Below are 20,336 nucleotides of genomic sequence, written 5' to 3' on the forward strand. Positions count from 1 at the left end.
GGTGCGAATAATGCGCTCTCACCATGTCGCGATGGATGCCGCATAGGTCGGCAACACGAAGCGGCGATGACAGTTGCGCCCCGGAAGCTGCAGCTCACTTTGTGCATGCCTCAAAGGCGGTTCTGGGTCGCATGCAGCCGATCGCCACCCGCCAGCGTTGGCCATGAACCCTCCACGAAACAATGCGAGTCGAGCCGAGCAATCCAATTGATAGCGGCCCAACCACCACGCCGTTTCATCAGCACTTCGAGAGGTACATCAGACCCCTTCTTGCGCAGACCATGTCTGCGAATCCTCGCCGGCGCACTCTATTCGGAGTTCTGTCAATTCCCACTTTGCCTAAGCGCTTCGACCAAAATCCCAGTTTCATCGCCCGGGTCAAGTTTGTCATATTGACTAGGCGTACCTTGCTCGCGGTCTTCAGATTCACAATGAATTCCTGCTTGATAGGCACTACCCGCGTTGCCATCAAGATAACAAGCCAGATCGCGTACAAAAAAGAGCTTGATATTTCTTCACAAGAGCTCCCCCGACGAGTGCGGTTGAAAGGCGGCTTACCGAAATGGCCAGACGAACTATCCTTGGAGCGGTCCAGGCATGTGGTGATTCGCGTGCCAAAGCCAACCCCTCAAGTCGAGGTATCGCAAGCGGGAGCCGTGTCAAGCTCACGACCGTTCGCTTTGGTCTCCGTTTGCGTAGCAACGTAGCGAGCCATAGTCTATCGGGCATTGCATCGACCCTAGCAGGATAAATCAAGAGGGGACGACAGTTCTTGCCCCTCGAGACTGGCAAAGGCCGAGAACGAGCATGATCGATGATGGAGCGACTGCACCAGATGCGCATAGAGCCTTACGCTATTCGGGCGGCCCTAGTTTTGCTCGATCATACCCTGTACCCTTGAAACGGTCATCACTCGGATACACGGTTCTCGAGGCCGTAAATGCGAGGGACGATCGGAAAATTGACGGGCGACAGAACGAGCAACGCGGGCACTAACAGGAGACTGTGTCATGGACGCGGTTTCTGACGTACTGAGCATGGTGCATTTGCGCGGGGCCGTGTATCTCAATGCGACGTTTACGGCACCGTGGTGCGTTATTGGTCGACCGGTTGCTGCGCTCTGTGCGGCCTACCTACCGCAATGCGAGCGCGTTGTTTCGTATCATCTGATAACGGACGGAAGCTGCCAGGCCCAATTGGCGGGCGACCCATGTTCGGCCATACAGCTTAACGCGGGCGAATTGCTGGTAGTGCCTCAAGGGGAGATGCACCTGATGGGCAGCAGCTTGGACGTCACACCCGCTCCGGTAGAGTTGTTGTTATCTCATCTAATAGCGATAGCGCCAGGCGAGGTGATGACGCTGTCTCATGGCGACGGCGGAACGCCGACTCGCATGGTGTGTGGCTTTTTGGCCTGTGACGATACGCTGAACAACCCTTTGCTCTCCTCGCTGCCGCGAATCTTCAAGATTGATCTACGTAACGAGCCGCGTGCGGCTTGGCTCGAGGCGTCACTCAGGTTTGCTACCGCAGAGGCGGCCGAATCCAGGGTGGGAGGGACGATCGTACTCGGCAGGCTGTCCGAATTACTATTCGTCGAATCGGTCCGTTGCTGTATTGAAGCGTTGCCTGAGGAACAAACTGGATGGCTGGCCGGAGTGCGCGATCGCTTTGTGGGGCGCGCACTTTCACTGCTTCACGCTCAACCACTCTACAGTTGGACGGTCGATGAACTTGCGCGCCGAGTGGGACTATCGCGTTCGGCGCTGGGACATCGATTTACGCATCTCCTCGGACGACCGCCAATGCAATACCTGGCGCGGTGGCGCCTGCAAATTGCGGCGCAAGAACTCCTGATTCAAGGTAAGTCGCTTGCTACGGTCGCGGAGCAGGTTGGTTACGAGTCGGAGGCTGCATTCAGTCGTGCCTTCAAGCGCGAATTCGGAATGCCTCCGGCCGGGTGGCGTAAGAATCAACAGGGAGAGTGTACAGCGCCTCCGAGTTGACACATATCATGCCTGCAACGCGCTAACATTCCGAAGCACGCTTATGATGACGTGGGCCGGCCCCACGAAAGCCAGGCAATGGGCAACGGTGAAACGACGCGGTAGTCTTCCCACCTATGTTTAAGCCTACGACTTCCATTATGGAACCGTTGAGGTCCCGACCCAGCCGCAGCCGCACCAACGACGCTCGCTCGGAGAGAATCTAGCGATTGTGCGAGAAACCTTCGAACTCGGAGACATCGTCTCTGGTGTGAGCCGTCGTCATAACGTGATTGCGAACCGGGCGTTCGCGTGGCGCGGGCCCTATCAGTACGGCAGCTTGCGCGGTGAGTACCGGTAAGCGGGTGGGTTGGACATCCGACCTAGCTGAAGCCATGAAGCATATCGGCAACTCCAGCGACTACTGGGTAAAAAGGCAGTGGAAGTGGGCATTCTGCGCGAAGCAGCGGGGTATGGTCGGGCAAAAAAGTCAATTTCTTGCTCCACCATTGCCGTCGTGTGATGACCGATGAACACGGTCTGTGAAGCCTTTGGGTGTGTCGCATTCGAACCTCGTAGTTAAATCAAGGCGACAGTCGATTGCGCTGCCAGACGCAAGACGCCGACCCTGGACGCCAAGCCGCTTGTTGCAGAGAGCCGGGAGTTGGTTGCCGACCTATCCATCTACGGTTATCGGCGTGCATGGGCGCTGCTCAGACGTCGCCGCGAAGCGCTGGGCCGTCCACGTTTTAATGCAGAACGGGATTATTGCGTTAGGTACGCCTATCGTTTGCTAATTGACCGCCGTCCACGCCATTCCTCGCCCTCGCGGCAACACGATAGCAAGGTCGCGACGAATTGGAGCAATGCCCTCTGACGCTCGAACGGCTTCGAATTTCGCCGCGACGACAGCGCGCCGTTGTGCGTCATCTTTGCATCGGACTGTTGCGGCGGGAAGCCATAATCCAAGGTTTGACGACGGGTGGCTATATCGGCGACATGGTGCGCGCCGTGATACGTCAGGTGGTGGAGAACCGTTTCAATGATGCTCGAAGGCCGACGGCGAAACTGAATGGCTCAGTGATAACGGTTCCCGCTAGATCGACGTGGAAGCGCTGGTGTTCTTGCAGAAAAGCGGCTTCCCGCCCGTTACAACGCCTTTCGGGAGTCCGCAGAGGAATAGCAGAGCGGTTGGTCAAAACGATAAAGTGAGACTGTGTTTCGTGGATGTACTGCAGAACCCTTGATCATCCCGTTTGACCACTATCACGAGCCGTATCCGCGCAGCGCCTTGCCAGATTTGCTTGCCACGCGAATTCCGTCTGCGTGTCCGCTCGTGCAGGGGCAAGTCCATGACGTTCTTTGCACTCGCCAAACTAATCCGGCGTTTCGGCAATAACTCACGGCAGCCTGATCATAGAAAGCTCGATGTCTTAATCCTATATTTCGGTGCAATGGTAATGCCTGAACGCGGTTCTTGGAAACCATATAGCGAATTTAAGTTTGGATCAACTGTTTGCGTATAGCCGCTACGCAAACCGTCACTCGCTAGCGGCAAATCCAGCCTCGACGCGACCGAAGCGCGTCGAATTTGTGGAGACATATCGTGAAATACTCATTTAGGTTTTCCTTCTGCGGAGCCGTCGCTGCTATTTGTGCTACGGGCATCGTGTTTGCTCAGGGTGGTGGAAACGGTAATGGTGGGAGTGGCGGAGGCAACGCGCATGGTGCGGCGACTGCCGGCACGACCTATCACGGAGATTCAGTTCCCCGCCAGTTAAATGCTATGTCCGGCGAAACGGGCGGGTACGGCCAAGCAATCGAAGGTACTAGTACAAGTGGCAGTGCAACTCTCTATCAGCCGGCTAAATGTGGTCATCTCTTCCAATGCAACGCCGATAGCGGGCGGTAAGCGAGAACGTTGGAACGGTACCCGTTTCCCCGGATCGGCTTGGCTCTTTCACGAGGGCCGTTGCGCCACAGAAGATTGCATAGAATCGCGGTTGCGTGGGTGGTCCCTGAGAAGGGAATAGGAGTGAAAAATTGGCCCCGCGATGGGATAGATGCTCAAGGCAAGGCTGGGCGGTTTCAAGGTTGAAGTGCAACAGCGGTTTTAATGTTTAGAGCCATGAGGTTGAGCTGCCGAAGCGAGTGTTGCGGCGAAGACCTCGAGCGGCGAATGGAAGGCGTGAGTGGCGCGAGGCCTGCTGTTCAGACTGTCGGCAATGGCGTCAAGTTCGTCCTGACTGTAGACGGAAAGGTCGGTGCCTTTGGGCAGATACTGGCGCAGCAGGCCGTTGGTGTTTTCACACGTGCCGCGTTGCCATGGGCTGTGCGGGTCGCAGAAGTACACCTTCACACCGGTGGCGGCGGTGAGCTCTGCATGCCGCGACATCTCCTTGCCTTGGTCGTAGGTGAAGCTCTGCCGTAATGGCTCGGCAATCGAATTGAGTTTGGTAGAGAAGCCTGCCAGCGCGGAAGCAGCTGTAGCATCTTCCATCTTCGCCAGCAGCACCAGGCGGCTGGTCCGTTCCACCAGCACTCCGACTGAAGACGCATTGTTGGCGCCCTTGATGAAGTCGCCCTCCCAATGTCCGGGCAGCAGTCGGTCCTCGATTTCGGGCGGCCGCACATGAATACTGACCATGTCGGGAATCTGTCCGCGTCGGTCTGTACCCCGTGTGCGCGGCATGCGTGTGCTGTGGCCGTGGCGCAGGCAGGCGATAAGCTGACGGCGCAGTTCGCCGCGCGGCTGGGCGTAGATGGCCGTATAGATAGTTTCGTGGGACACGTGCTGGGTCGGGTCGGTCGGATACATGCGCTTGAGTGTGCCCGATATCTGCTGAGGTGACCATTTCCACTCGAGCAGGGTAAGAACGATGCGCCAGCACACACTCTGCGGGCAGAGCTTTGTGGGACGGCGACCCGCACTCCGACGCGCGGCGCTGAGCACTTCTGCAGGTGCGGATGCATAGCCCGCAGGAGAACGATTTCGCCTCAGTTCACGGCTGACGGTGGCTGGCGAGCGGCCGAGTATCCGGGCCATGGCCCGGATACTCGAACCCTGCAAATGCAGGCTGGCAATGGTCAGGCGCTCTTCGGGTTGAAGCTGTTGATACTGGGTCTTTTCGTGCATCGCAACACCTTATACGAAACAGGTGTTGCACTTCAGATTTGAGGCCGCCCTGCTTTATTACGGCCGCCTCCGCCTAGGGATGCATAAAACGGACGTCTTCCGACGGAGATGTACATTAAATAAGGAAGTATCCATAGTCGCCTATTCGTCTTGATTCAATACACACTCGAACACGATTCAGCTCACGTTGAGGTTTATGCACGCATCGCAATACCAACCGCTCACCTCATCGTTGGCGGAATCGTATCCGTAGCGGTGTATTTGGGATCCCGCTATGAGACGCGATTTGTTGCGACGGGCCCCATGACTATTTGATCGTCAATGTCGACGAAGTCGGTCCCACGGCAATGTACGCGTGTGAATCACTATTTTCGCGCGGGTACTCCACCTTACTCAGGAGATACACCATGAAACCTCTCAAGACTCTCGCCACCGCCGCAACCCTGGCTGCCGCTGGCGCCATCACCGTCGTCCCTGCCGAGGCGAAGCTTAGCGCCAACGGCGTCTCCTTAAACGGCATGGTCATGAATGGCGCTATCGCCGCCGGCATCGAGACCGGCCAACCTGTCGCTGTAACCCTGCCCGACGGTAGCAGCTACGCCGTTCGCTAGCCGCTGCGATCTGTACACCTGGCGCCAGTCCCGCGCTTCAAATCACCCTCGGCCGGAGACTGGCGTTGTTTAAAGCTGATTTGACGAATGCAAGCATGTTCCTCAACGTCCCCATCCGCGCAGGATTTCAGCGCGGCACGGTTATTGTCATGCTAGCCTTACCTTCGGTACGAGCGCTGCCCGATGCCGGGCTGCGCATTGCAAAACTCAGCGTCGAGGGCACCGCCTTTGTCCTGCGCCTTCCTGATGGCCGCGTGCTAAAGGGCGCGGAACTGCAGGGCGCAATCGTGCAATTGGCCAGCGACGACGGCCAGATCACCCCGATGCACCTCAAGAGCATCCAGCCCGATCCGAAAGACCCCGAGATCCTGCGCCACGAATATGAGATGCCGGACGGCAAGGGAGGGTGGAAGCCGGCGTGCCAACCGAATTTCTACGGCGAGACCTGGGGCTTTCCGATCATGCTTCCGAAAGGGCACCCGGGTCGCGACGGCGTGATTACGTTGACTTGCTCATCCGGCGCCGTCGGCAAGTGCGTACGCTTCGGCTACAAGCCCTGGAGCAAGGGCCCCCACGGTGAGGATCTCACTCCCTATCACGCGGCCTGCGTGCGCATGGTGCGTGCCGACTACTGTGGCGACGGCCAGACACACACCAAGAACGGCACCTCCATCAATCTTTATGACGTACTCGGCGTCCAGAAACGGGACCCCAACGACGCGGACTTCGCTTTCGAGGCCGGCTGGGCTCCCAGTGGTGCAGTGTGTGTAGCACACACGCGCTGGAGCCACGTAGTGACATTGGCCGAGTTGCACCAGAGCTGCCCGCGGCTCGCGCAGGCCGAGACCTGCGACGAGGCAACCGCACGCAGCAAAGGCGCGCTGCTGTTCAACAGTTCGCGGCCCACGCCACGGATCGGAGAATAGGCAACCGCTTCTCCTGGCGAACAAGAACCCGCCGCACCGCCCACTGACGGTCCGCCTCCTGAACCCTGGTGGCTTCGCCCTCAGGTCGTCGTGATTGAGGGCCACCGCGCATGCACTTGGGCCGTTGTCGAGCGCGTACGCAATGAGGAAGGCAAAGAGCAATAGAAGGAATCTCGCGCGGCGCGGCATGGCTTTTCGGTTTCCTCGGCCGCACGCCTCCGAAGATTCCGGCAGCACTGCTCCTACGCTGGCATAAGCGGTAAGGGCATTTCTCACCGGCGCTAGCACTAAACGGTTGATTGATGGTTGAGACATACTTCGCGGGGTCGCCGTTCCTTGCAGACTCATGGGATTCAACATCGCCGCCACCGGCGCTGCGGTCACGAGAGGGACATCATGAACAAGTTCAGCAAAATGGTGATCGCGACGGTCGTCGCGTTGGGCGCGATCGATTGCTCGCCGCCTTCTTGGGCGCAGCAACCAATCAAGGTCGCAGGTCAGGACGTGCAGCCATGGGTTTTCCACGAAAAGAACTCGAGCTCGCTCTCTGGAGTCTTCGTCGACCTGACAAACGCCATCGCCAAAGATGCGGGCCTGCCGGTTCAGTATCAGGTCATGATATTCGGCGACCTCATCCCTGCGCTGGCCAGCGGCAAGATCGACGTGATCGCGACTAATATGGCGATCACCCCCACACGCGCTGAGCAAGTCGATTTCAGTAACCCGATTTACAATGCGCCCACAGAAGCCTTGGTCGTCCTAGCGAACGACACGACGTCCTATCGAAGTCTGGCGGACCTCAAAGGTTTCCCCGTAGGCGCACAGAAGGGGAGCATTCAACTTGCGCTCCTGCAAAAGATTGGCGGCTTCTCCGAAATAAAAATCTATGACACGGTAGAGGATGCCTGGTCGGCGGTCGTTTCAGGCCAGGTTAAAGCAGCGGTCACCGCCGGCCCTGATACGATATTCGCTGGTAAACATGATCGACTACCAAATCTGCGAATTGTGAGCTCCTACCAGTCGCAGTCACCAAAACCTCGGATCGGCATCGCGGTGCGAAAGGGAAACAGCGACCTGCTTGAAAAAATAAATCGCTCTTTGGCCAAGCTCGAAGCAGACGGCACGCTCAGAGCGATCTTCGTCAAATATGGTGTCGATGATTGGGCGCCGCCGAAATAGGACCGTCGCATAAGATCGGACTGCACAGGATCGCGGGTTAGGCGGCATCGCACGCGCCAGACAGATCCGCGATCTGTCGGAACCATTCGCTGCCTTATCCCCACGTTGTGGAGGAGCGTTAAGCCAGGCGCAACCGATCCAGTAGTATTTCGAGACCTGCTTGACCGCTTCAGATTCTGCTCCGCATCATCACGGTCGCTTGGCTCCATCGCGGCGCGAATGCTGGCCGCGTCGAGATGGAATGGCTCGCTCGTTCGCCTCTTTCGTCGGCAGCAACATGGGGCGTTGGCGCTTGTCTCCCTTCGCCTCGGTGCACTTCGCGTTACTGTCATCGGCACCTGTAAATTGATACACCGTCGGCACTGAGGAATTGATACACCTCGACAAAGGGATAATATCCGCTTTGAGCGGCGATGATCTCGTACGAGGGATACATGCAGATCAGGATATTGCACAAGCAGGGCAAGAGCCTGCGTGCCATTGCTTGTGAGGTTGGCTGCTCCGTCAATACGGTGAGGAAGTATCTGGCGACGCAGGACGCGCCGACGTTTCGGCCCACGGCGACTCCGCGCGAGTCGATACTGAAACCGTTCGAAGCCTATCTTCGGGAACGGATTGCGTCAGCGGCGCCGGACTGGATTCCAGCGACAGTTCTGTGGCGCGAGATTCAGTCGAAGGGATTCGATGGCGGCGAGAGAATCGTGCGCAAGTTCGTTGCCACATTGCGGCCTGTACCGGTGCCCGATCCTTTGGTGCGATTCGAGACTGCTGCGGGCGATCAGATGCAGGTCGACTGGGTCGAGTTCCGCAGACGCAAAGGAGCGAATCTGTTCGCATTCGTGGCCACTCTCGGCTATAGCCGTGCGACCTACGTCGAATTCGTTTCCGACATGCGGCTCGATACTTTGCTGAGGTGTCACGTCAACTGTTTTAACTGGTTCGGCGGTGTGCCGCGCCGTGCGCTGTACGACAATATGAAGACCGTTGTCATCGAGCGGGATGCATACGGTCCGAAGCAGCACCGCTTCCAGCCGGGGTTTCTCGACTTCGCCCGGCACTACGGGTTTCAGCCCCAGCTCTGTCGGCCCTATCGCGCGAAGACCAAAGGCAAGGTCGAACGGATGAACGGATATTTGCGCCGCAGTTTTTACGTTCCGCTGGCCGCTCAGTTCAAGGCGGCCAACGTCGAACTGGACGTGACGACCGCCAACACTGAAGTCTGGCGTTGGCTACGCGAAGTTGCGCATGTCCGGATACATGGAACGACCCGGTTGAAGCCAGGCGAGCAACTGCTTGTTGAGCAGAAGGCCTTGCAGAGCGTGCCGCCACCGTATCCGGCGCTGTTACCAGCAACGACACCGGCGAGCGGACAGGAGTTGCGCGAGCGATTCCACGACTGGCTGTCTCCGCTGCAGCACCCCCTGTCCGTGTACGACCAGCTGATTCGGGTTGCCGCATGAACATCGCACACGAACGCGTGGCGCAGCTATGCGCCCAATTGAAGCTCACGACCATTGCAGACGCGCTGCCACACCTGGCGCAAAAAGCAATCGCCGACGAGGTGAACCTGACAGAGTTTCTCGAATCGGTACTAAAGGCCGAGCACACAGCGCGGCTCGTCAGACAGCGCGCGACGTTTGCGCGCCTGGCAGGCTTCCCGACGATCAAGACCCTCGACGGCTTCGACTTCGCGGCAGCCAGCGGTGTGCCCAGATCTCAGGTCCAGGAGCTGGCGAGTCTGACGTTTCTGGAGCGCAACGAGAACATCGTACTGCTCGGTCCGAGTGGCACAGGCAAAACGCACATTGCAATGGCACTGGGTTATGCAGCAACGCAAGCTGGGATCAAGGTGCGCTTCATCACCGCAGCGGACCTGCTGATGATACTGACCACGGCACATCGACAGAATCAGCTGGGAGACGCGCTAAAACGATTCGTCAACCCGTACAGGCTGTTGATCATCGATGAGATCGGATACCTGCCGATGAGCCGTGAGCAGGCCAACCTGTTCTTCCAGGTGATCGCCAAACGATACGAGCGCGGCAGTCTGATCGTGACCAGCAACCTTCCGTTCGGGCAGTGGGACCAGACGTTCGCCGATGACGCAACGCTCACTGCTGCCATGCTCGACAGGCTATTGCATCACGCTCACGTCGTGACAATCCAGGGCGAGAGCTATCGACTACGCGACAAGCGGCGCGCCGGACTGGTTATGAAGAGATCGACTACAGCAAAGGAGAACGCCGCCAACGGAATGCGGTCGGCACCGCAATAACACTACAACCCGGTGTATCAAATCTGAAGTGCCGATGCCGACAGAAACTGTATCAATTCCTGAGTGCCGTTGACAATCGGATGTTCATTCCCCATTTGCCGGCTCAGCCGTCGTTCGCGTGAGGTCCGAGAGCAGGTCGATAAGAGGTTCGAGCATTAGTCCCTTCTGACAGTATCCGTCAAAGTCCTCCTCGGAAGCTCTGTCTTCCACGTATCTCCGGTCATGTGCGGTCAGCGCGACGATTATGAGCGACGACGTCCGGTCGTCGCCCCGAAGCGCCTTCGCCGCAGCGAAACCATCCACTTCAGGCATCGAAATATCAAGGAGAACGATGTCAGGCTTCCAGTCTATGGCTGCGGCGAGTGCAGCAGTCCCGCCATAGACTGCAAGCGCCCGTGCGCTCAGTCTGCTTACTTCGAGGTACGTTGCGAGGGCGTCCGCGCCATGAACGTAATCGTCAACGACGAGAATGCGCGGATTTCGACCGATTACGTTCGCCGACCGGGAGGTCCAGCGGAGCGGAGGTGCAGTGTGACTTCCCATCTCTCAGATGATTAATTAGCTATTTCACGACAAGATTAGCTCATTTCGCGTCGCTCCTGAGGTGCAGGCTCACAGTGGAGGCAGGTTGCCGCTTGCAAACCCCTGCTAAGGGTTTATACTCGGTTCGTCTACTCCATGTCTCAACCGACTCGGATTCAAGCCTGCGTTCGCGCAGGCTTTTCCTTTTTTCGGAGTCGCTTTTCGGGACCTGGACGATAGCGTCGGCGTTGCACGCCACGCCGCAGGCTTCAGTTTCACTGTGACGTTCCAAACGTTTCGTTGGCGTTATGCTAATGACGCCGCGGTCGCGAACGGCGAGCCTCGAACGCGAGGTACGTATGGTCCGAACAGAGAGAGAAGATGCTGGCAGGCGAGTTGTACACGGCCAATTCGCCGGAGATACAGGCAGACCAGGGCGAGGCCCGAACGTGGATGCAGCGATTCAATGCGAACATCGACATGCCGCTTGCCGAGCGATAGCAGATGTTGAAGGACCGCTTCGCCGGTGTCAGAGCAGTCCCTGTGCAGAAGTCAGAGCGTCGCGAGAGGCCCATGCCCGACTCAACCATGACCTTGCATGCTCCTTGCTGACACGCAGATGCGGCAGTCATTCACGGCGTGATATAGCCCGATTTGCTGCGTCGTGGGGTGAGCCGCAGCCTCAAATCGCTGCGAGTTATTGCTTATTCTGAAGAGGTTACAAATGGCAACTGGCACAGTGAAGTGGTTCAACGATGCGAAGGGGTTTGGCTTTATTAGCCCGGACGACGGTGGGGAAGACCTGTTTTCGCACTTCTCCGAAATCAAGGCCGAGGGGTTCAAGTCGCTGCAAGAAAACCAGAAAGTGAGCTTCGAGGTGAAAATGGGTCCGAAGGGCAAGCAAGCCTCGAATATCAAACCTGTCTAATTAGGAAGGTCGTCGGCGCTGGACATTCGCGGCGTCGGTGGCTAGCACACGGCAGGTCGCGCCTGGCGCTTAAATGCCTCTCAACCACAAGCGGTTATGTTGATGAGCCCGTCTGAGCAATCGCACGGGCTCATTGCTATTCAGGTGCGGTAAGCTTTGTACCATCGGCATAGACTAAAGATTCGGGCACGAACCGAGATTTGTACTGACCGTTTTGCAGATTCCAAATGGCCCGGTGCTCCGGAATGAACTGGTTGTAGTCGCGCTCGCCATGCCACAGATATTCCCCGCCAGATGCGATATGTTGGATGATGCTGAACTGAACAGACCCGACTTGCTTGTCGAACACGTCGATGAACTGGAGTTCTCCGGAAACGCCGACCAATTCTTTCTCTGAAGTGTTCTTGACACCAATCTTGAGCCGTTGCGTGTCGCTGTATCGGCGGACGCGGTAGTCTGACGGTTGCTCGGACTTTTCGACCAGCGTGACGATTACCGCTTTGTTCATTGCGGCGACGGCGGCTGTGCGTTCGGCCTCAAGCTTTTGTTTGAGAGCCTGCGCGTCTGCCTCCTGCTTCTTTTGGTCCGCCGCCCAGCTGCGTTGCTGCTTAATCGCATCTCCGATAGTGAAACCCACTGGTATGCCTTTGCCGCCGAGCGCTTCGCCCACTTTGGCGCGCATCAAGTATCCCACCGCAAGCCCGCGGTCCTCTTCAGAGAGCTTCTGAAGTTTTGGCGCCAGCTGCGTGTCCCATTGCGCCATGTCGGTCGGGATGACGGTATTGGTCGGCGCAGAGCATGCGACGAGAGCTATGCTCATCACAGCAGCCGCAATCGCCGAGGCTAGGCGGCGATTATTCGAAGTTTGATTGTGGGTAGACATCGTAATGCTCCGTGAGTCCATAGAAGCGCCCGATTTTCGAGCGGCTCTGCGACGACTCTTTTCGTGTAGGCACTCCAGTGAAGTTGTCAGTGCATTGGCCTGGAGTGGCTGTCGCCGGCTGGTTCGGTTGCTGTTGGCATTCGTTCGTAAGCTGGCTTACTAAATATTAGGTGGTGGCATTACCCAAATGCTGCGGCGGGCTGTCGCACTTTTCGTCGATTTTATGAAACAAACAATTTCGAGAATGGCGGCAGCGGGACGTCGCAATTGCAGCACGCGAAACTCCTTCTTTCCCTTCGTGGGACTGCGCGTATTCTGGCTATCGTCTCAACGGTAAGCGACCCGGCGTTTCAGGATGTCGCCGGCCGTATCACATCGCTTGTTCTCTCGCGTGATTCGCGCATAGGCGTTGAACCGAAGCCCCGACGGCGGACATTAAACCTCCGATGAGCGTCGACGCAGATTTGAATCTGAGACGTACGCTCTTAAACGATGAGGCCGCTTCCGCGGGTCGTCACGTGATTGTTTGTCCTGTCTTTCGGCATATGCCGGAGGCATCGGGTGTCGCCGCGGTGAGCCTGGTCCTTGGCAAACACCATAACTGACCGTTCGAACGAGAGCTTCCGCGTATTGCTGTGAATGTTACGCCGACAACCCTCGCAGCTTCAGACGTCAGCATTCACGCCGGCGCCGTGAGCAGCGTGAGAAGAAACCTTTTTTGCAGCCCGGGTTGGCTTTGCGGAAGCATTCTTCGTGGTCTTCTTTACGACCGCAGAATTCTTGAGTGCCGCCGTCTTCTTGGCACCGACTTTCTTGCTCGTAACACGGACCTTCGGCGCAGCTTTCGACGTGGTCGACTTGCGAGCCGGCGTGTCTGTCGGAGCGGAAGATGCCTGTTCATTCAAAAACTTGGTTCGGTCCTTTGCAGAGGTCAGCCACTTGGGCGCAGGGCCGCGACCGCTCCATGTAGCTCCGGACTTGGGGTCTCGATATTTTGCTGGCAGCGCACCTTTTGATCGCACTTTGCGAACCGGGGTCTTGCTTCCGGACACGTCGACTGCCTTTGTTGAAGACGCAGTACCGGCGCCGCTGATGAGGAATTTCGTGCGGTCTTTTACGTCTTTAATCCACGCCGGTGGCCGAGCATGCCCGCTCCAGGTCTCGCCGGTTTTGGGATTTAAGTATTTTGCGGGCAACTTTCCTTTGGTAGCGGTGAGTGTCTTAACGCCTCGACTGGCGGCGATGGGACCGCCTGCTTTTGCGTCTCTTTTCGCTTTCGCCTTGGCCTCGATGTCGGCGGTGGTCAGGCCGTGCTTCAACATTAACTTCCGAATCTGGTCGACTGCGGATTGTGCGTTCTTGGCGAGAATGGTTTCCGCTTGTGCTTGCAGCTTCTTCATTCGGGCCTGGATTTGTTCTAGTGTCGCCATGGTCTTCTCCGTGTGGTGTTCCGGAAAACTATGACACACTGCCGACCGATTTGGTACGCTACCTTACACCGCCTAAAGGGACCAAGAAGCGTGGCGGTCTATAATCTCCAATCCCACTACTTGGTCTCGCTTCAATCGAAGTCCGACGACAGTTCTCCGAACCTATGGCATATCAAAGTTCTGAAATCGCACAGCTTCGTGCCCAGCAGGAAGCATTAGACAAACTGTTGGCTGAATTAAAAGAGCGCGAGACGCGCCAAGCGTTGAATGAAATCATGGCAAAGATGCGCGAGTACGGCATCTCCATCAACGAACTGATGGGCCGCAAGGCGGACTGTCTGTCTGATGAGCATTCAGCGAAGTATCGAGACCCGGTGACCGGGTCAACTTGGAGCGGACGGGGGCGCGCACCCGGCTCGCTTGCTGGCAAGGACCGTAACGAGTTCCTGGTCGATACGCAGGCAGCCACTCGAACCAAAGTTCAAGCGGCGTTGTTTGCTCGGGAACGGTGAGTAATACTCGCTTGCAAACCCGTGGTAAGGGTTTATACTGGGTTCGTCTCCTCCATGTCTCAACCGACTTGGATTCAAGCCTGCGTTCACGCAGGCTTTTCTTTTTCGGTTGTCGTTTTTCGAGGCCCTAACTTTGACGTCAGCATTGCGCTTCACTCCGTCACGCAGGCTTCAATTTCGCCGTCAGGTTCGAAGCTTCTCGTTGGAGTTATGCTAGGTGACGTCGCGGTCGCGAACGGCCAGCCTTGAATGTGAGGTACATATGGTCCGAACAGAGAAAGAGAAGATGCTGGCAGGCGAGTTGTACACGGCCAGCTCTCCAGAGATACAGGCTGACCAGGCTGAGGCCCGAGCGTGGTTGCAGCGGTTCAACGCAAACATCGACATGCCGCTTGCCGAGCGATACCAGCTGTTGAAAGACCGCTTCGCCAATGTCGGAGCGGACTCGATGGTCCGCCCGCCGTTTTTCTGTGACTACGGCTACAACATAACGCTGGGGGCTGGTGTATTTCTGAACTATGGCTGCACAATTCTTGATGTCGTGGCAGTGGAAATCGGCGACATGACGCAGATTGCTACCGGTGTGCAAATTCTGACCGCTGACCATCCGCGCGACCCAGCGGTCCGAGCAAGTGGCTTGGAATTCGGTCGTCCCATCCGGATTGGGCGGAACGTTTGGATAGGCGCAGGCGCAATCATTCTTCCGGGAGTCACCATCGGTGACGACGCATTGATTGGTGCCGGCAGTATCGTTACTCGCAATGTTCCGGCGGGGATGACGGCGGTAGGTAATCCGGCTCGAATTCGTACGGGCGAAACACGATAAATCGTGAGTTGACGGCAGAAAGACAAGCCGTAACCCAAGACAGCCACCCATCTTGGGTAAAATGGTGATGGAAGGGAGCAAGCGATACAAAAAGCTCGGCGGACAAGGCTATGCGAACACTCACCTAAAGGCGAACGAATCTACGACTGCATGTCGACCCGCATTCCGGAGAAATTACCAAGAGTGAGCGGAAGCGCTGACAGCATGTAGTCGCACGCGTGCCGGAGCAGGATAAACGCTTCGGCACCAAATCGCGCGCGCTACGGTTTGAGGTCGGGCCACGCCGTCGCTTGGGCGAGCCGAGCTTCCTCCGAGCCCTCGGGTGCCAGGTAATCGTCGCAAACGGCAATTGAGATTGACCCGCCAAAACGGACACCTATCCTTTAGGAAAAAGGGGGTGCCAAAATGGGCAAGCATCGAGCACCGTACCCGGCGGAGTTCCGGGCTCACATCGTCGAGCTGGTGAAGGCGGGGCGAACACCCGAGGAGCTAGCGCGAGAGTTCGAGCCTAGTGTGCAGACGATAATCAACTGGGTGGCGCAGGCGGATATTGACGCCGGCGTGCGTCAGGAGGGGTTGACCACGGCTGAGCGCCAAGAACTCACCCGTTTGCGCCGCGAGAATCGGCAATTGAAGACGGAGCGCGACATTCTCTCTCACGCTGCAGCCTGGTTCGCCCGCGAGACAGGAGCCGTATCCTCGAAGGATACGGATTCATGAGAGCGAATCAGGCCCGTTGGCCCGTTGCCACGATGGCCCGGCTGCTGGGAGTCTCGACCAGCGGCTACTACGCGTGGCTGGTGCGGGAGCCATCAAAGCGGTCACGTAGCGATGCTCAACTACTGACGCGCATTCGTACGTTGCATGCGAGTTCACGAGGTACGTATGGGGCGCCGCGCATCCATGCGCAACTTGCGCGCGAGGGAGTGCACGTGGGACGCAAACGAGTCGCGCGCCTGATGCGCATCGCGGACCTACGGGGAGCAAGCCGACGGCGCTGGCCACGTACAACGCGCCAGCGTGCCGGGGCACGGCGCGCGCCGGACCTCGTGCGCCGGCACTTCAATGCGGAAGGGCCCAACATACTGTGGGTCGCAGATGCCACCTACATTCCGACAACAGAAGGCTTTCTCTTTCTGGCTGTGGTGCTTGATGTCTTCAGCCGGCGCATCGTCGGCTGGGCGATGTCGAACCACTTGTACACCGAACTGATGTTGCGCGCGCTCGACATGGCCCTCCAGCAGCGACGTCATGAGGGCGTGATTTTGCATTCCGACCAGGGGGCCCAATACACATCCATCGCCTTTGGGCGACGCTGCCGCGAAGCCGGCGTGCAGCCGTCGATGGGTACAGCCGGCGACGCGTACGACAATGCGATGTGCGAATCCTTCTTTGGGACACTTGAAGCAGAGCTCCTGTCGCGCGAACACTTCGCGACCCATGAACAAGCACGGAGGCGCATCTTCTCCTTCTTGGAAGGCTGGTACAACGTACGCCGCCTGCATAGCAGCATCGGCTATTGTTCGCCGCTCGAATTCGAAAACCTGAGCGCGAAGACAAAAACCGCATCACCCTACGAGTTGTCCACCGACGGGCAGCGTCGTGGTCGTGAGAAGCGACCCGCTGCCCGTCCGTGGACAACTCGCGACTCAACGCTTAAGGGAGGCCGGACCACGACAAATCTTTAACTGCAAATCTGTCCGTCGGACCGGGTCAATCTCAGTAGACCCGGGGGCGCAGATACATTCCACTTGAAAAGCGCTCTACCGCATCACTGACTCCAAGCCGTCAGGCCTGAGCGTAAGGCGGGTAGTCGATGTAGCCCTCCGGTCCGCCGCCGTAAAAGGTGCTTGGGTCAGCGGGCGTCAGAGGCCACTCGTTCTGCATCCGAGCGACGAGGTCCGGATTGGAGATGAACGCCGCGCCAAAAGCCGCCAAGTCGATAACGTTATCGGCAATCATCTGCTCGGCGCGATGCCGGTCCATCTTCCCAGCTAGGATGAGAGCGGTATCTGGCAAGAGCGGTTTCATCGACCGCAGCAAGCCGAGAAAGCCAGTTTCGGCTGCACTTTCAAGCGCGTGGTCGAGTCGAGAGTAGCCCGATTGATTCATGACGTGCACATACGCGACGCGTCGACGACCTAGTTCACGGCAAAGCTCCATGTACGTTTCATCAATTTCATGATGTTGCGGCATGTCGAACAACTGCCCGTAGGGCGAGATTCGAATGCCGACATGTTCAGCGCCGATTCGCGCCGACACAGCGTCAATCACCTCAAGCGTGAAACGCAGGCGGTTCGCTATAGTGTCTCCTGAATAGGCGTCAGTCCGGTCATTGATGAGCGGATTCATGAACTGCTCAAACAAGTAGCCGTTGGCCCCATGAATCTCGACGCCATCGAAGCCCGCCCGCATAGCGTTGTCCGCTGCCTGCGCGAACTCCTGCACGATGCGCGGAATCTCGTCTGTTTCCAGCTGGCGCGGTGCGGGAGTGTCAACCGGAGCGGGGTCGCCGTGCTCGTTATAGGCGAATGCTTTTGCGTTCATCGCTTTCTTTGAGCTCGGGCTGACCGGCAGCTTTCCGTCCTCCTGCAGAGAGGGATGCGAGACGCGGCCGACATGCCAGAGCTGCGCGAAGATGCGTCCTCCCACTGAATGGACTGAGTCGGTCGTGATGCGCCAGCCGGCAACCTGCGCCTCGGTGAAGATTCCCGGGTTAAAGAGGTAACCCCGACCTTCCCTTGAGATTGACGTGCCCTCGCTGACAATGAGGCCAGCGGTCGCGCGCTGGGTGTAGTAGAGCGCCGTTCGCTCATCAGCGACGTCATTTGATGCTCGCGCACGGGTGAGCGGCGCCATGACCACGCGATTCTTGAGAGCCGTGCCTGAAAGATTGAATACGTCGAAGAGAGATTTCATGGGTGGATTCGGTTGGCTTAAATAGTCTCATGGAAGTTCTCCGGGAGCGGGGTTTCGCGACGAGAAAGCTGCCTGATGAGACAGTCGGTCATTGCGACGGGAAGTGAGGCAGGACCTCCGCGGCGAGCTCGTCCATCAGGTCCGCATAAGGTCGTCGACTAACCTTCGGATTGAGCGCAATGTGATTCACACCGGCGGCTTGCGCATCCTTCAAGAAGCGCATCAGACTTCGGCTGCCCGAGCGGAAGCCGCCTCGAGTACGAACGAGCGGCTCTTCTGGGTCTTTCACCAAATCGAGGAAGCCGCCGATGCCCAGGGGTTTGAATTGCTCTTCACCGCACTGGGCTTGCACCTCATCTCGCCACTTCGCGGCGAACGCCGGGCGCTGCTGCGGGACGGGCGAGGATCCGATGAAGGCGTCCATGTTTTTCGCAATCCACGCCAGACTCTGCTGTGCTTGACCTACCGCGATGGCGGGTGTGCGAGCAAAGGGTGCCTTTGGCACCAAGTCGTGCATGCCGTCGGAATGACCGAAGCGAGGCGACGAAAAGCGCGGAAAGCTTTGCTCGGAAACCGTCTTGTACACTTCGAAGGCATCTCTGAACCGGTCACCACGAGTCTCGAAGTCGATATCAAAGAGCGGATACTCGGCGGGCCGGTCACCGGACGAGAGTCCCAGTACCATACGTCCTCCGGAGAGGTGGTCCAAAGATGCAATCTGCTTCGCAAGTATCAGCGGTTCTCTCATTGGCAAGACGATGCCAGCGGTTCCGAGGGCGATTCGTTGCGTGAACGCGGCGAGATAACCGATATAGGCAATCGGGTCAAAAAATTGGCCTACATCACCGTAACGCGGGTCATAGAACGGCACGTCTCGCATCCACAGCGCGGCGAACCCAAGCTCCTCTGCCTTCTGCGCCATGGTCACATGGTCGCGCATGGTGGGCGCGGGACTGTCGGGATGAGTTTCGAGCGGAAGGATGAGGCCGACTGTCAGCTTTTCAGGTGCGAACAGCCGAGCGTAAGCCGGCTGTTCGACGATAGGGTCGATGGAAAAATCGTGCTCGGCAACGGTGTTCATGCGGACCTCCACGGTTATTTACATTCTAATTTTGTCGTTGTGGGAAAATAACCGTCTCGAATTCCAATCACTTCATCCTGGGATTCCAAAATGATCGATAAGGAACGGTTTTCCGGGCTACACGAGTTCGTGCTCTCGGCACAGGCGGGCAGCTTTACGGCAGCAGGTCTCCAACTGGGTTTGACGAGCAGCGCGGTGGGTAAGGCTGTGACCCGTCTCGAGGAGCGGCTGGGAACAAAGTATCCGTCAGCGCAACCCGTCTTGAGTGTCCGAGTGCACGATGCGAAGGTTTCGGCATCGTGGTGATTGGAGTGGTGCGATGGACGACGACGTGATGGGGAGAACTGCCGTGCGAACGGGCGCTCGGCGCCCCCGCCAAGGCGAGGCGTTCTGGCGAGAGATGGTGGCAGCATGGAAGATGAGCGGCGTTGGCACTCGGCGCTTCTGCCGCGAACAAGGCCTGGCCGTCAGCACTTTCGGGTTGTGGCGCAAGAAGTTTACGGGCGAGACGCCTGCAACGATTCCGCTGGCTGTGACGGCCGACGCCGCGTTTGTCGTCGCTCGCCTCGAAGGTGAGCCTGCGGCGACACCATCAACTGCGTCGGCCGATACGTCATCGTTGTCAACGCGTGATCGCGTCACCTTATCGATCGCCGGCGTTCGCATCGAAATGAGCGGCGTGCATGCGGAGCGCATTGTGCGCTTCGTGCTCGGACAGCTTGGCGGTACACGGTGCTGATCGCCGCTGACGTTCGAGCTTACATATGCCGCGAGCCGGTCGACATGCGCAAGTCGATCGACACACTGTCGTATCTGGTCGAACCGCTGCTTGCGCAGAAGCCAAGTTCAGGCAACTTGTTCGTGTTCGTCGGCCGTGACCGCAAGAAGGTGAAGTGTCTCTATTGGGACCGTACCGGCTTCGCGCTTTGGTACAAGCGGCTCGAACTTGGGCATTTTCCATCGCCCGCGGCATTGGCACAGCGCGGTTTCACGCTCGCAGAGCTCAATGCATGGCTTGAAGGTATAGAGATTCCGGCGCGCGAACCTCATCGCGCCGTCGCCGTGACGCGCGTTGCGTAAGCGCCTGAATCGCGCGTAATTCAGGGCTGGCGACGCTTGTAAA

The 20,336-nt window shown here is 57.9% G+C and carries 19 protein-coding genes and 1 pseudogene; 14 read left to right on the top strand and 6 right to left on the bottom strand.

The window, feature by feature from the left end; all coding sequences use genetic code 11:
- Window positions 1–1,010 precede the first annotated feature (1,010 nt).
- On the top strand, window positions 1,011–2,006 hold the full coding sequence (locus tag ACEN42_RS32550; protein WP_371882800.1) for an AraC family transcriptional regulator: 996 nt from the start codon (window positions 1,011–1,013) through the stop codon (window positions 2,004–2,006).
- 2,092 nt (window positions 2,007–4,098) lie between these two features.
- Here ACEN42_RS32550 and ACEN42_RS32555 read toward each other — a convergent pair.
- Window positions 4,099–5,121 (bottom strand): IS30 family transposase, encoded by a 1,023-nt coding sequence (locus ACEN42_RS32555; protein WP_086974111.1) that lies wholly within the window; start codon window positions 5,119–5,121, stop codon window positions 4,099–4,101.
- A gap of 407 nt (window positions 5,122–5,528) precedes the next feature.
- On the opposite strand from ACEN42_RS32555, the gene ACEN42_RS32560 reads away from it, so the two are divergent.
- The 5 genes from ACEN42_RS32560 (at window position 5,529) to istB (ending at window position 10,112) form a co-directional block, all read left to right on the top strand.
- Window positions 5,529–5,732, top strand: a complete 204-nt coding sequence (locus ACEN42_RS32560; protein WP_371882801.1) for a hypothetical protein — start codon at window positions 5,529–5,531, stop codon at window positions 5,730–5,732.
- Between the two features lie 95 nt (window positions 5,733–5,827).
- Window positions 5,828–6,658, top strand: coding sequence for an ADYC domain-containing protein (locus tag ACEN42_RS32565; RefSeq protein WP_371882802.1), 831 nt, complete (start codon window positions 5,828–5,830; stop codon window positions 6,656–6,658).
- A 396-nt stretch (window positions 6,659–7,054) separates the two neighbouring features.
- A complete protein-coding gene (locus ACEN42_RS32570) occupies window positions 7,055–7,837 on the top strand; it encodes an ABC transporter substrate-binding protein (RefSeq protein ID WP_238294720.1) in 783 nt (260 codons plus the stop codon).
- A 413-nt stretch (window positions 7,838–8,250) separates the two neighbouring features.
- A complete protein-coding gene (gene istA, locus ACEN42_RS32575; protein WP_371882803.1) occupies window positions 8,251–9,297 on the top strand; it encodes an IS21 family transposase in 1,047 nt (348 codons plus the stop codon).
- Entirely contained in the window at window positions 9,294–10,112 is an 819-nt protein-coding gene (gene istB, locus ACEN42_RS32580; RefSeq protein WP_371882804.1) for an IS21-like element helper ATPase IstB, read from the top strand. Before istA ends, istB begins: the two co-directional genes overlap by 4 nt.
- Before the next feature lie 84 nt (window positions 10,113–10,196).
- Here istB and ACEN42_RS32585 read toward each other — a convergent pair whose 3' ends face one another.
- Window positions 10,197–10,655 carry a response regulator gene (locus ACEN42_RS32585; protein WP_371882805.1) on the bottom strand — a complete coding sequence of 153 codons (459 nt, stop codon included), beginning with the start codon at window positions 10,653–10,655 and terminating at the stop codon, window positions 10,197–10,199.
- A gap of 360 nt (window positions 10,656–11,015) precedes the next feature.
- On the opposite strand from ACEN42_RS32585, the gene ACEN42_RS32590 reads away from it, so the two are divergent.
- Window positions 11,016–11,135, top strand: coding sequence for a maltose acetyltransferase domain-containing protein (locus ACEN42_RS32590; RefSeq protein WP_371882806.1), 120 nt, complete (start codon window positions 11,016–11,018; stop codon window positions 11,133–11,135).
- Window positions 11,136–11,358: 223 nt separating this feature from the next.
- Window positions 11,359–11,562, top strand: a complete 204-nt coding sequence (locus ACEN42_RS32595) for a cold-shock protein (protein WP_371882807.1) — start codon at window positions 11,359–11,361, stop codon at window positions 11,560–11,562.
- A gap of 136 nt (window positions 11,563–11,698) precedes the next feature.
- On the opposite strand, the gene ACEN42_RS32600 is transcribed toward ACEN42_RS32595, so the two are convergent.
- Both ACEN42_RS32600 and ACEN42_RS32605 read right to left on the bottom strand, forming a co-directional pair.
- Window positions 11,699–12,445 carry a hypothetical protein gene (locus tag ACEN42_RS32600; RefSeq protein WP_371882808.1) on the bottom strand — a complete coding sequence of 249 codons (747 nt, stop codon included), beginning with the start codon at window positions 12,443–12,445 and terminating at the stop codon, window positions 11,699–11,701.
- 665 nt (window positions 12,446–13,110) lie between these two features.
- Window positions 13,111–13,875, bottom strand: coding sequence for an H-NS family nucleoid-associated regulatory protein (locus ACEN42_RS32605; RefSeq protein WP_371882809.1), 765 nt, complete (start codon window positions 13,873–13,875; stop codon window positions 13,111–13,113).
- A gap of 164 nt (window positions 13,876–14,039) precedes the next feature.
- On the opposite strand from ACEN42_RS32605, the gene ACEN42_RS32610 reads away from it, so the two are divergent.
- From ACEN42_RS32610 to ACEN42_RS32620, 3 genes and pseudogenes are all read left to right on the top strand, one after another.
- On the top strand, window positions 14,040–14,387 hold the full coding sequence (locus ACEN42_RS32610) for an H-NS family nucleoid-associated regulatory protein (RefSeq protein ID WP_371882810.1): 348 nt from the start codon (window positions 14,040–14,042) through the stop codon (window positions 14,385–14,387).
- A 262-nt stretch (window positions 14,388–14,649) separates the two neighbouring features.
- A complete protein-coding gene (locus tag ACEN42_RS32615) occupies window positions 14,650–15,213 on the top strand; it encodes a sugar O-acetyltransferase (protein ID WP_371882811.1) in 564 nt (187 codons plus the stop codon).
- 405 nt (window positions 15,214–15,618) lie between these two features.
- Window positions 15,619–16,754: pseudogene (locus ACEN42_RS32620) on the top strand (IS3 family transposase); the annotation flags it as partial.
- 247 nt (window positions 16,755–17,001) lie between these two features.
- Here ACEN42_RS32620 and ACEN42_RS32625 read toward each other — a convergent pair.
- Together ACEN42_RS32625 and ACEN42_RS32630 are read right to left on the bottom strand one after the other, a co-directional pair.
- Window positions 17,002–18,132 carry an alkene reductase gene (locus ACEN42_RS32625; protein ID WP_371882812.1) on the bottom strand — a complete coding sequence of 377 codons (1,131 nt, stop codon included), beginning with the start codon at window positions 18,130–18,132 and terminating at the stop codon, window positions 17,002–17,004.
- An 88-nt stretch (window positions 18,133–18,220) separates the two neighbouring features.
- A complete protein-coding gene (locus ACEN42_RS32630; protein WP_371882813.1) occupies window positions 18,221–19,213 on the bottom strand; it encodes an LLM class oxidoreductase in 993 nt (330 codons plus the stop codon).
- Window positions 19,214–19,303: 90 nt separating this feature from the next.
- Between ACEN42_RS32630 and ACEN42_RS32635 the strand changes: the two genes are divergently transcribed.
- The 3 genes from ACEN42_RS32635 to tnpB are packed head-to-tail and all read left to right on the top strand — an operon-like array spanning window position 19,304 to window position 20,293.
- On the top strand, window positions 19,304–19,519 hold the full coding sequence (locus tag ACEN42_RS32635) for a LysR family transcriptional regulator (RefSeq protein ID WP_371882814.1): 216 nt from the start codon (window positions 19,304–19,306) through the stop codon (window positions 19,517–19,519).
- A gap of 13 nt (window positions 19,520–19,532) precedes the next feature.
- The gene (locus ACEN42_RS32640) at window positions 19,533–19,952 is read left to right on the top strand and encodes an IS66 family insertion sequence element accessory protein TnpA (protein ID WP_371882815.1); all 420 of its coding nucleotides are present in this window, start codon (window positions 19,533–19,535) and stop codon (window positions 19,950–19,952) included.
- Between the two features lie 44 nt (window positions 19,953–19,996).
- Window positions 19,997–20,293: an IS66 family insertion sequence element accessory protein TnpB gene (gene tnpB / locus ACEN42_RS32645; RefSeq protein ID WP_371882816.1), complete on the top strand. Its 297-nt coding sequence runs from the start codon at window positions 19,997–19,999 to the stop codon at window positions 20,291–20,293.
- Window positions 20,294–20,336: the final 43 nt, after the last annotated feature.

This window comes from Caballeronia sp. S22 (genome assembly GCF_964261745.1).
GTDB classification, from domain to species: Bacteria; Pseudomonadota; Gammaproteobacteria; order Burkholderiales; family Burkholderiaceae; genus Caballeronia; species Caballeronia jiangsuensis.

Excerpts from the sequence above, each read along its gene's own strand:
- ACEN42_RS32550 (WP_371882800.1), top strand. The coding sequence starts at position 1,011 with ATGGACGCGGTTTCTGACGTACTGAGCATGGTGCATTTGCGCGGGGCC.
- ACEN42_RS32555 (WP_086974111.1), bottom strand. The coding sequence starts at position 5,121 with ATGCACGAAAAGACCCAGTATCAACAGCTTCAACCCGAAGAGCGCCTG.
- ACEN42_RS32560 (WP_371882801.1), top strand. The coding sequence starts at position 5,529 with ATGAAACCTCTCAAGACTCTCGCCACCGCCGCAACCCTGGCTGCCGCT.
- ACEN42_RS32565 (WP_371882802.1), top strand. The coding sequence starts at position 5,828 with ATGTTCCTCAACGTCCCCATCCGCGCAGGATTTCAGCGCGGCACGGTT.
- ACEN42_RS32570 (WP_238294720.1), top strand. The coding sequence starts at position 7,055 with ATGAACAAGTTCAGCAAAATGGTGATCGCGACGGTCGTCGCGTTGGGC.
- istA (WP_371882803.1), top strand. The coding sequence starts at position 8,251 with ATGATCTCGTACGAGGGATACATGCAGATCAGGATATTGCACAAGCAG.
- istB (WP_371882804.1), top strand. The coding sequence starts at position 9,294 with ATGAACATCGCACACGAACGCGTGGCGCAGCTATGCGCCCAATTGAAG.
- ACEN42_RS32585 (WP_371882805.1), bottom strand. The coding sequence starts at position 10,655 with ATGGGAAGTCACACTGCACCTCCGCTCCGCTGGACCTCCCGGTCGGCG.
- ACEN42_RS32590 (WP_371882806.1), top strand. The coding sequence starts at position 11,016 with ATGCTGGCAGGCGAGTTGTACACGGCCAATTCGCCGGAGATACAGGCA.
- ACEN42_RS32595 (WP_371882807.1), top strand. The coding sequence starts at position 11,359 with ATGGCAACTGGCACAGTGAAGTGGTTCAACGATGCGAAGGGGTTTGGC.
- ACEN42_RS32600 (WP_371882808.1), bottom strand. The coding sequence starts at position 12,445 with ATGTCTACCCACAATCAAACTTCGAATAATCGCCGCCTAGCCTCGGCG.
- ACEN42_RS32605 (WP_371882809.1), bottom strand. The coding sequence starts at position 13,875 with ATGGCGACACTAGAACAAATCCAGGCCCGAATGAAGAAGCTGCAAGCA.
- ACEN42_RS32610 (WP_371882810.1), top strand. The coding sequence starts at position 14,040 with ATGGCATATCAAAGTTCTGAAATCGCACAGCTTCGTGCCCAGCAGGAA.
- ACEN42_RS32615 (WP_371882811.1), top strand. The coding sequence starts at position 14,650 with ATGGTCCGAACAGAGAAAGAGAAGATGCTGGCAGGCGAGTTGTACACG.
- ACEN42_RS32625 (WP_371882812.1), bottom strand. The coding sequence starts at position 18,132 with ATGAAATCTCTCTTCGACGTATTCAATCTTTCAGGCACGGCTCTCAAG.
- ACEN42_RS32630 (WP_371882813.1), bottom strand. The coding sequence starts at position 19,213 with ATGAACACCGTTGCCGAGCACGATTTTTCCATCGACCCTATCGTCGAA.
- ACEN42_RS32635 (WP_371882814.1), top strand. The coding sequence starts at position 19,304 with ATGATCGATAAGGAACGGTTTTCCGGGCTACACGAGTTCGTGCTCTCG.
- ACEN42_RS32640 (WP_371882815.1), top strand. The coding sequence starts at position 19,533 with ATGGACGACGACGTGATGGGGAGAACTGCCGTGCGAACGGGCGCTCGG.
- tnpB (WP_371882816.1), top strand. The coding sequence starts at position 19,997 with ATGCGCAAGTCGATCGACACACTGTCGTATCTGGTCGAACCGCTGCTT.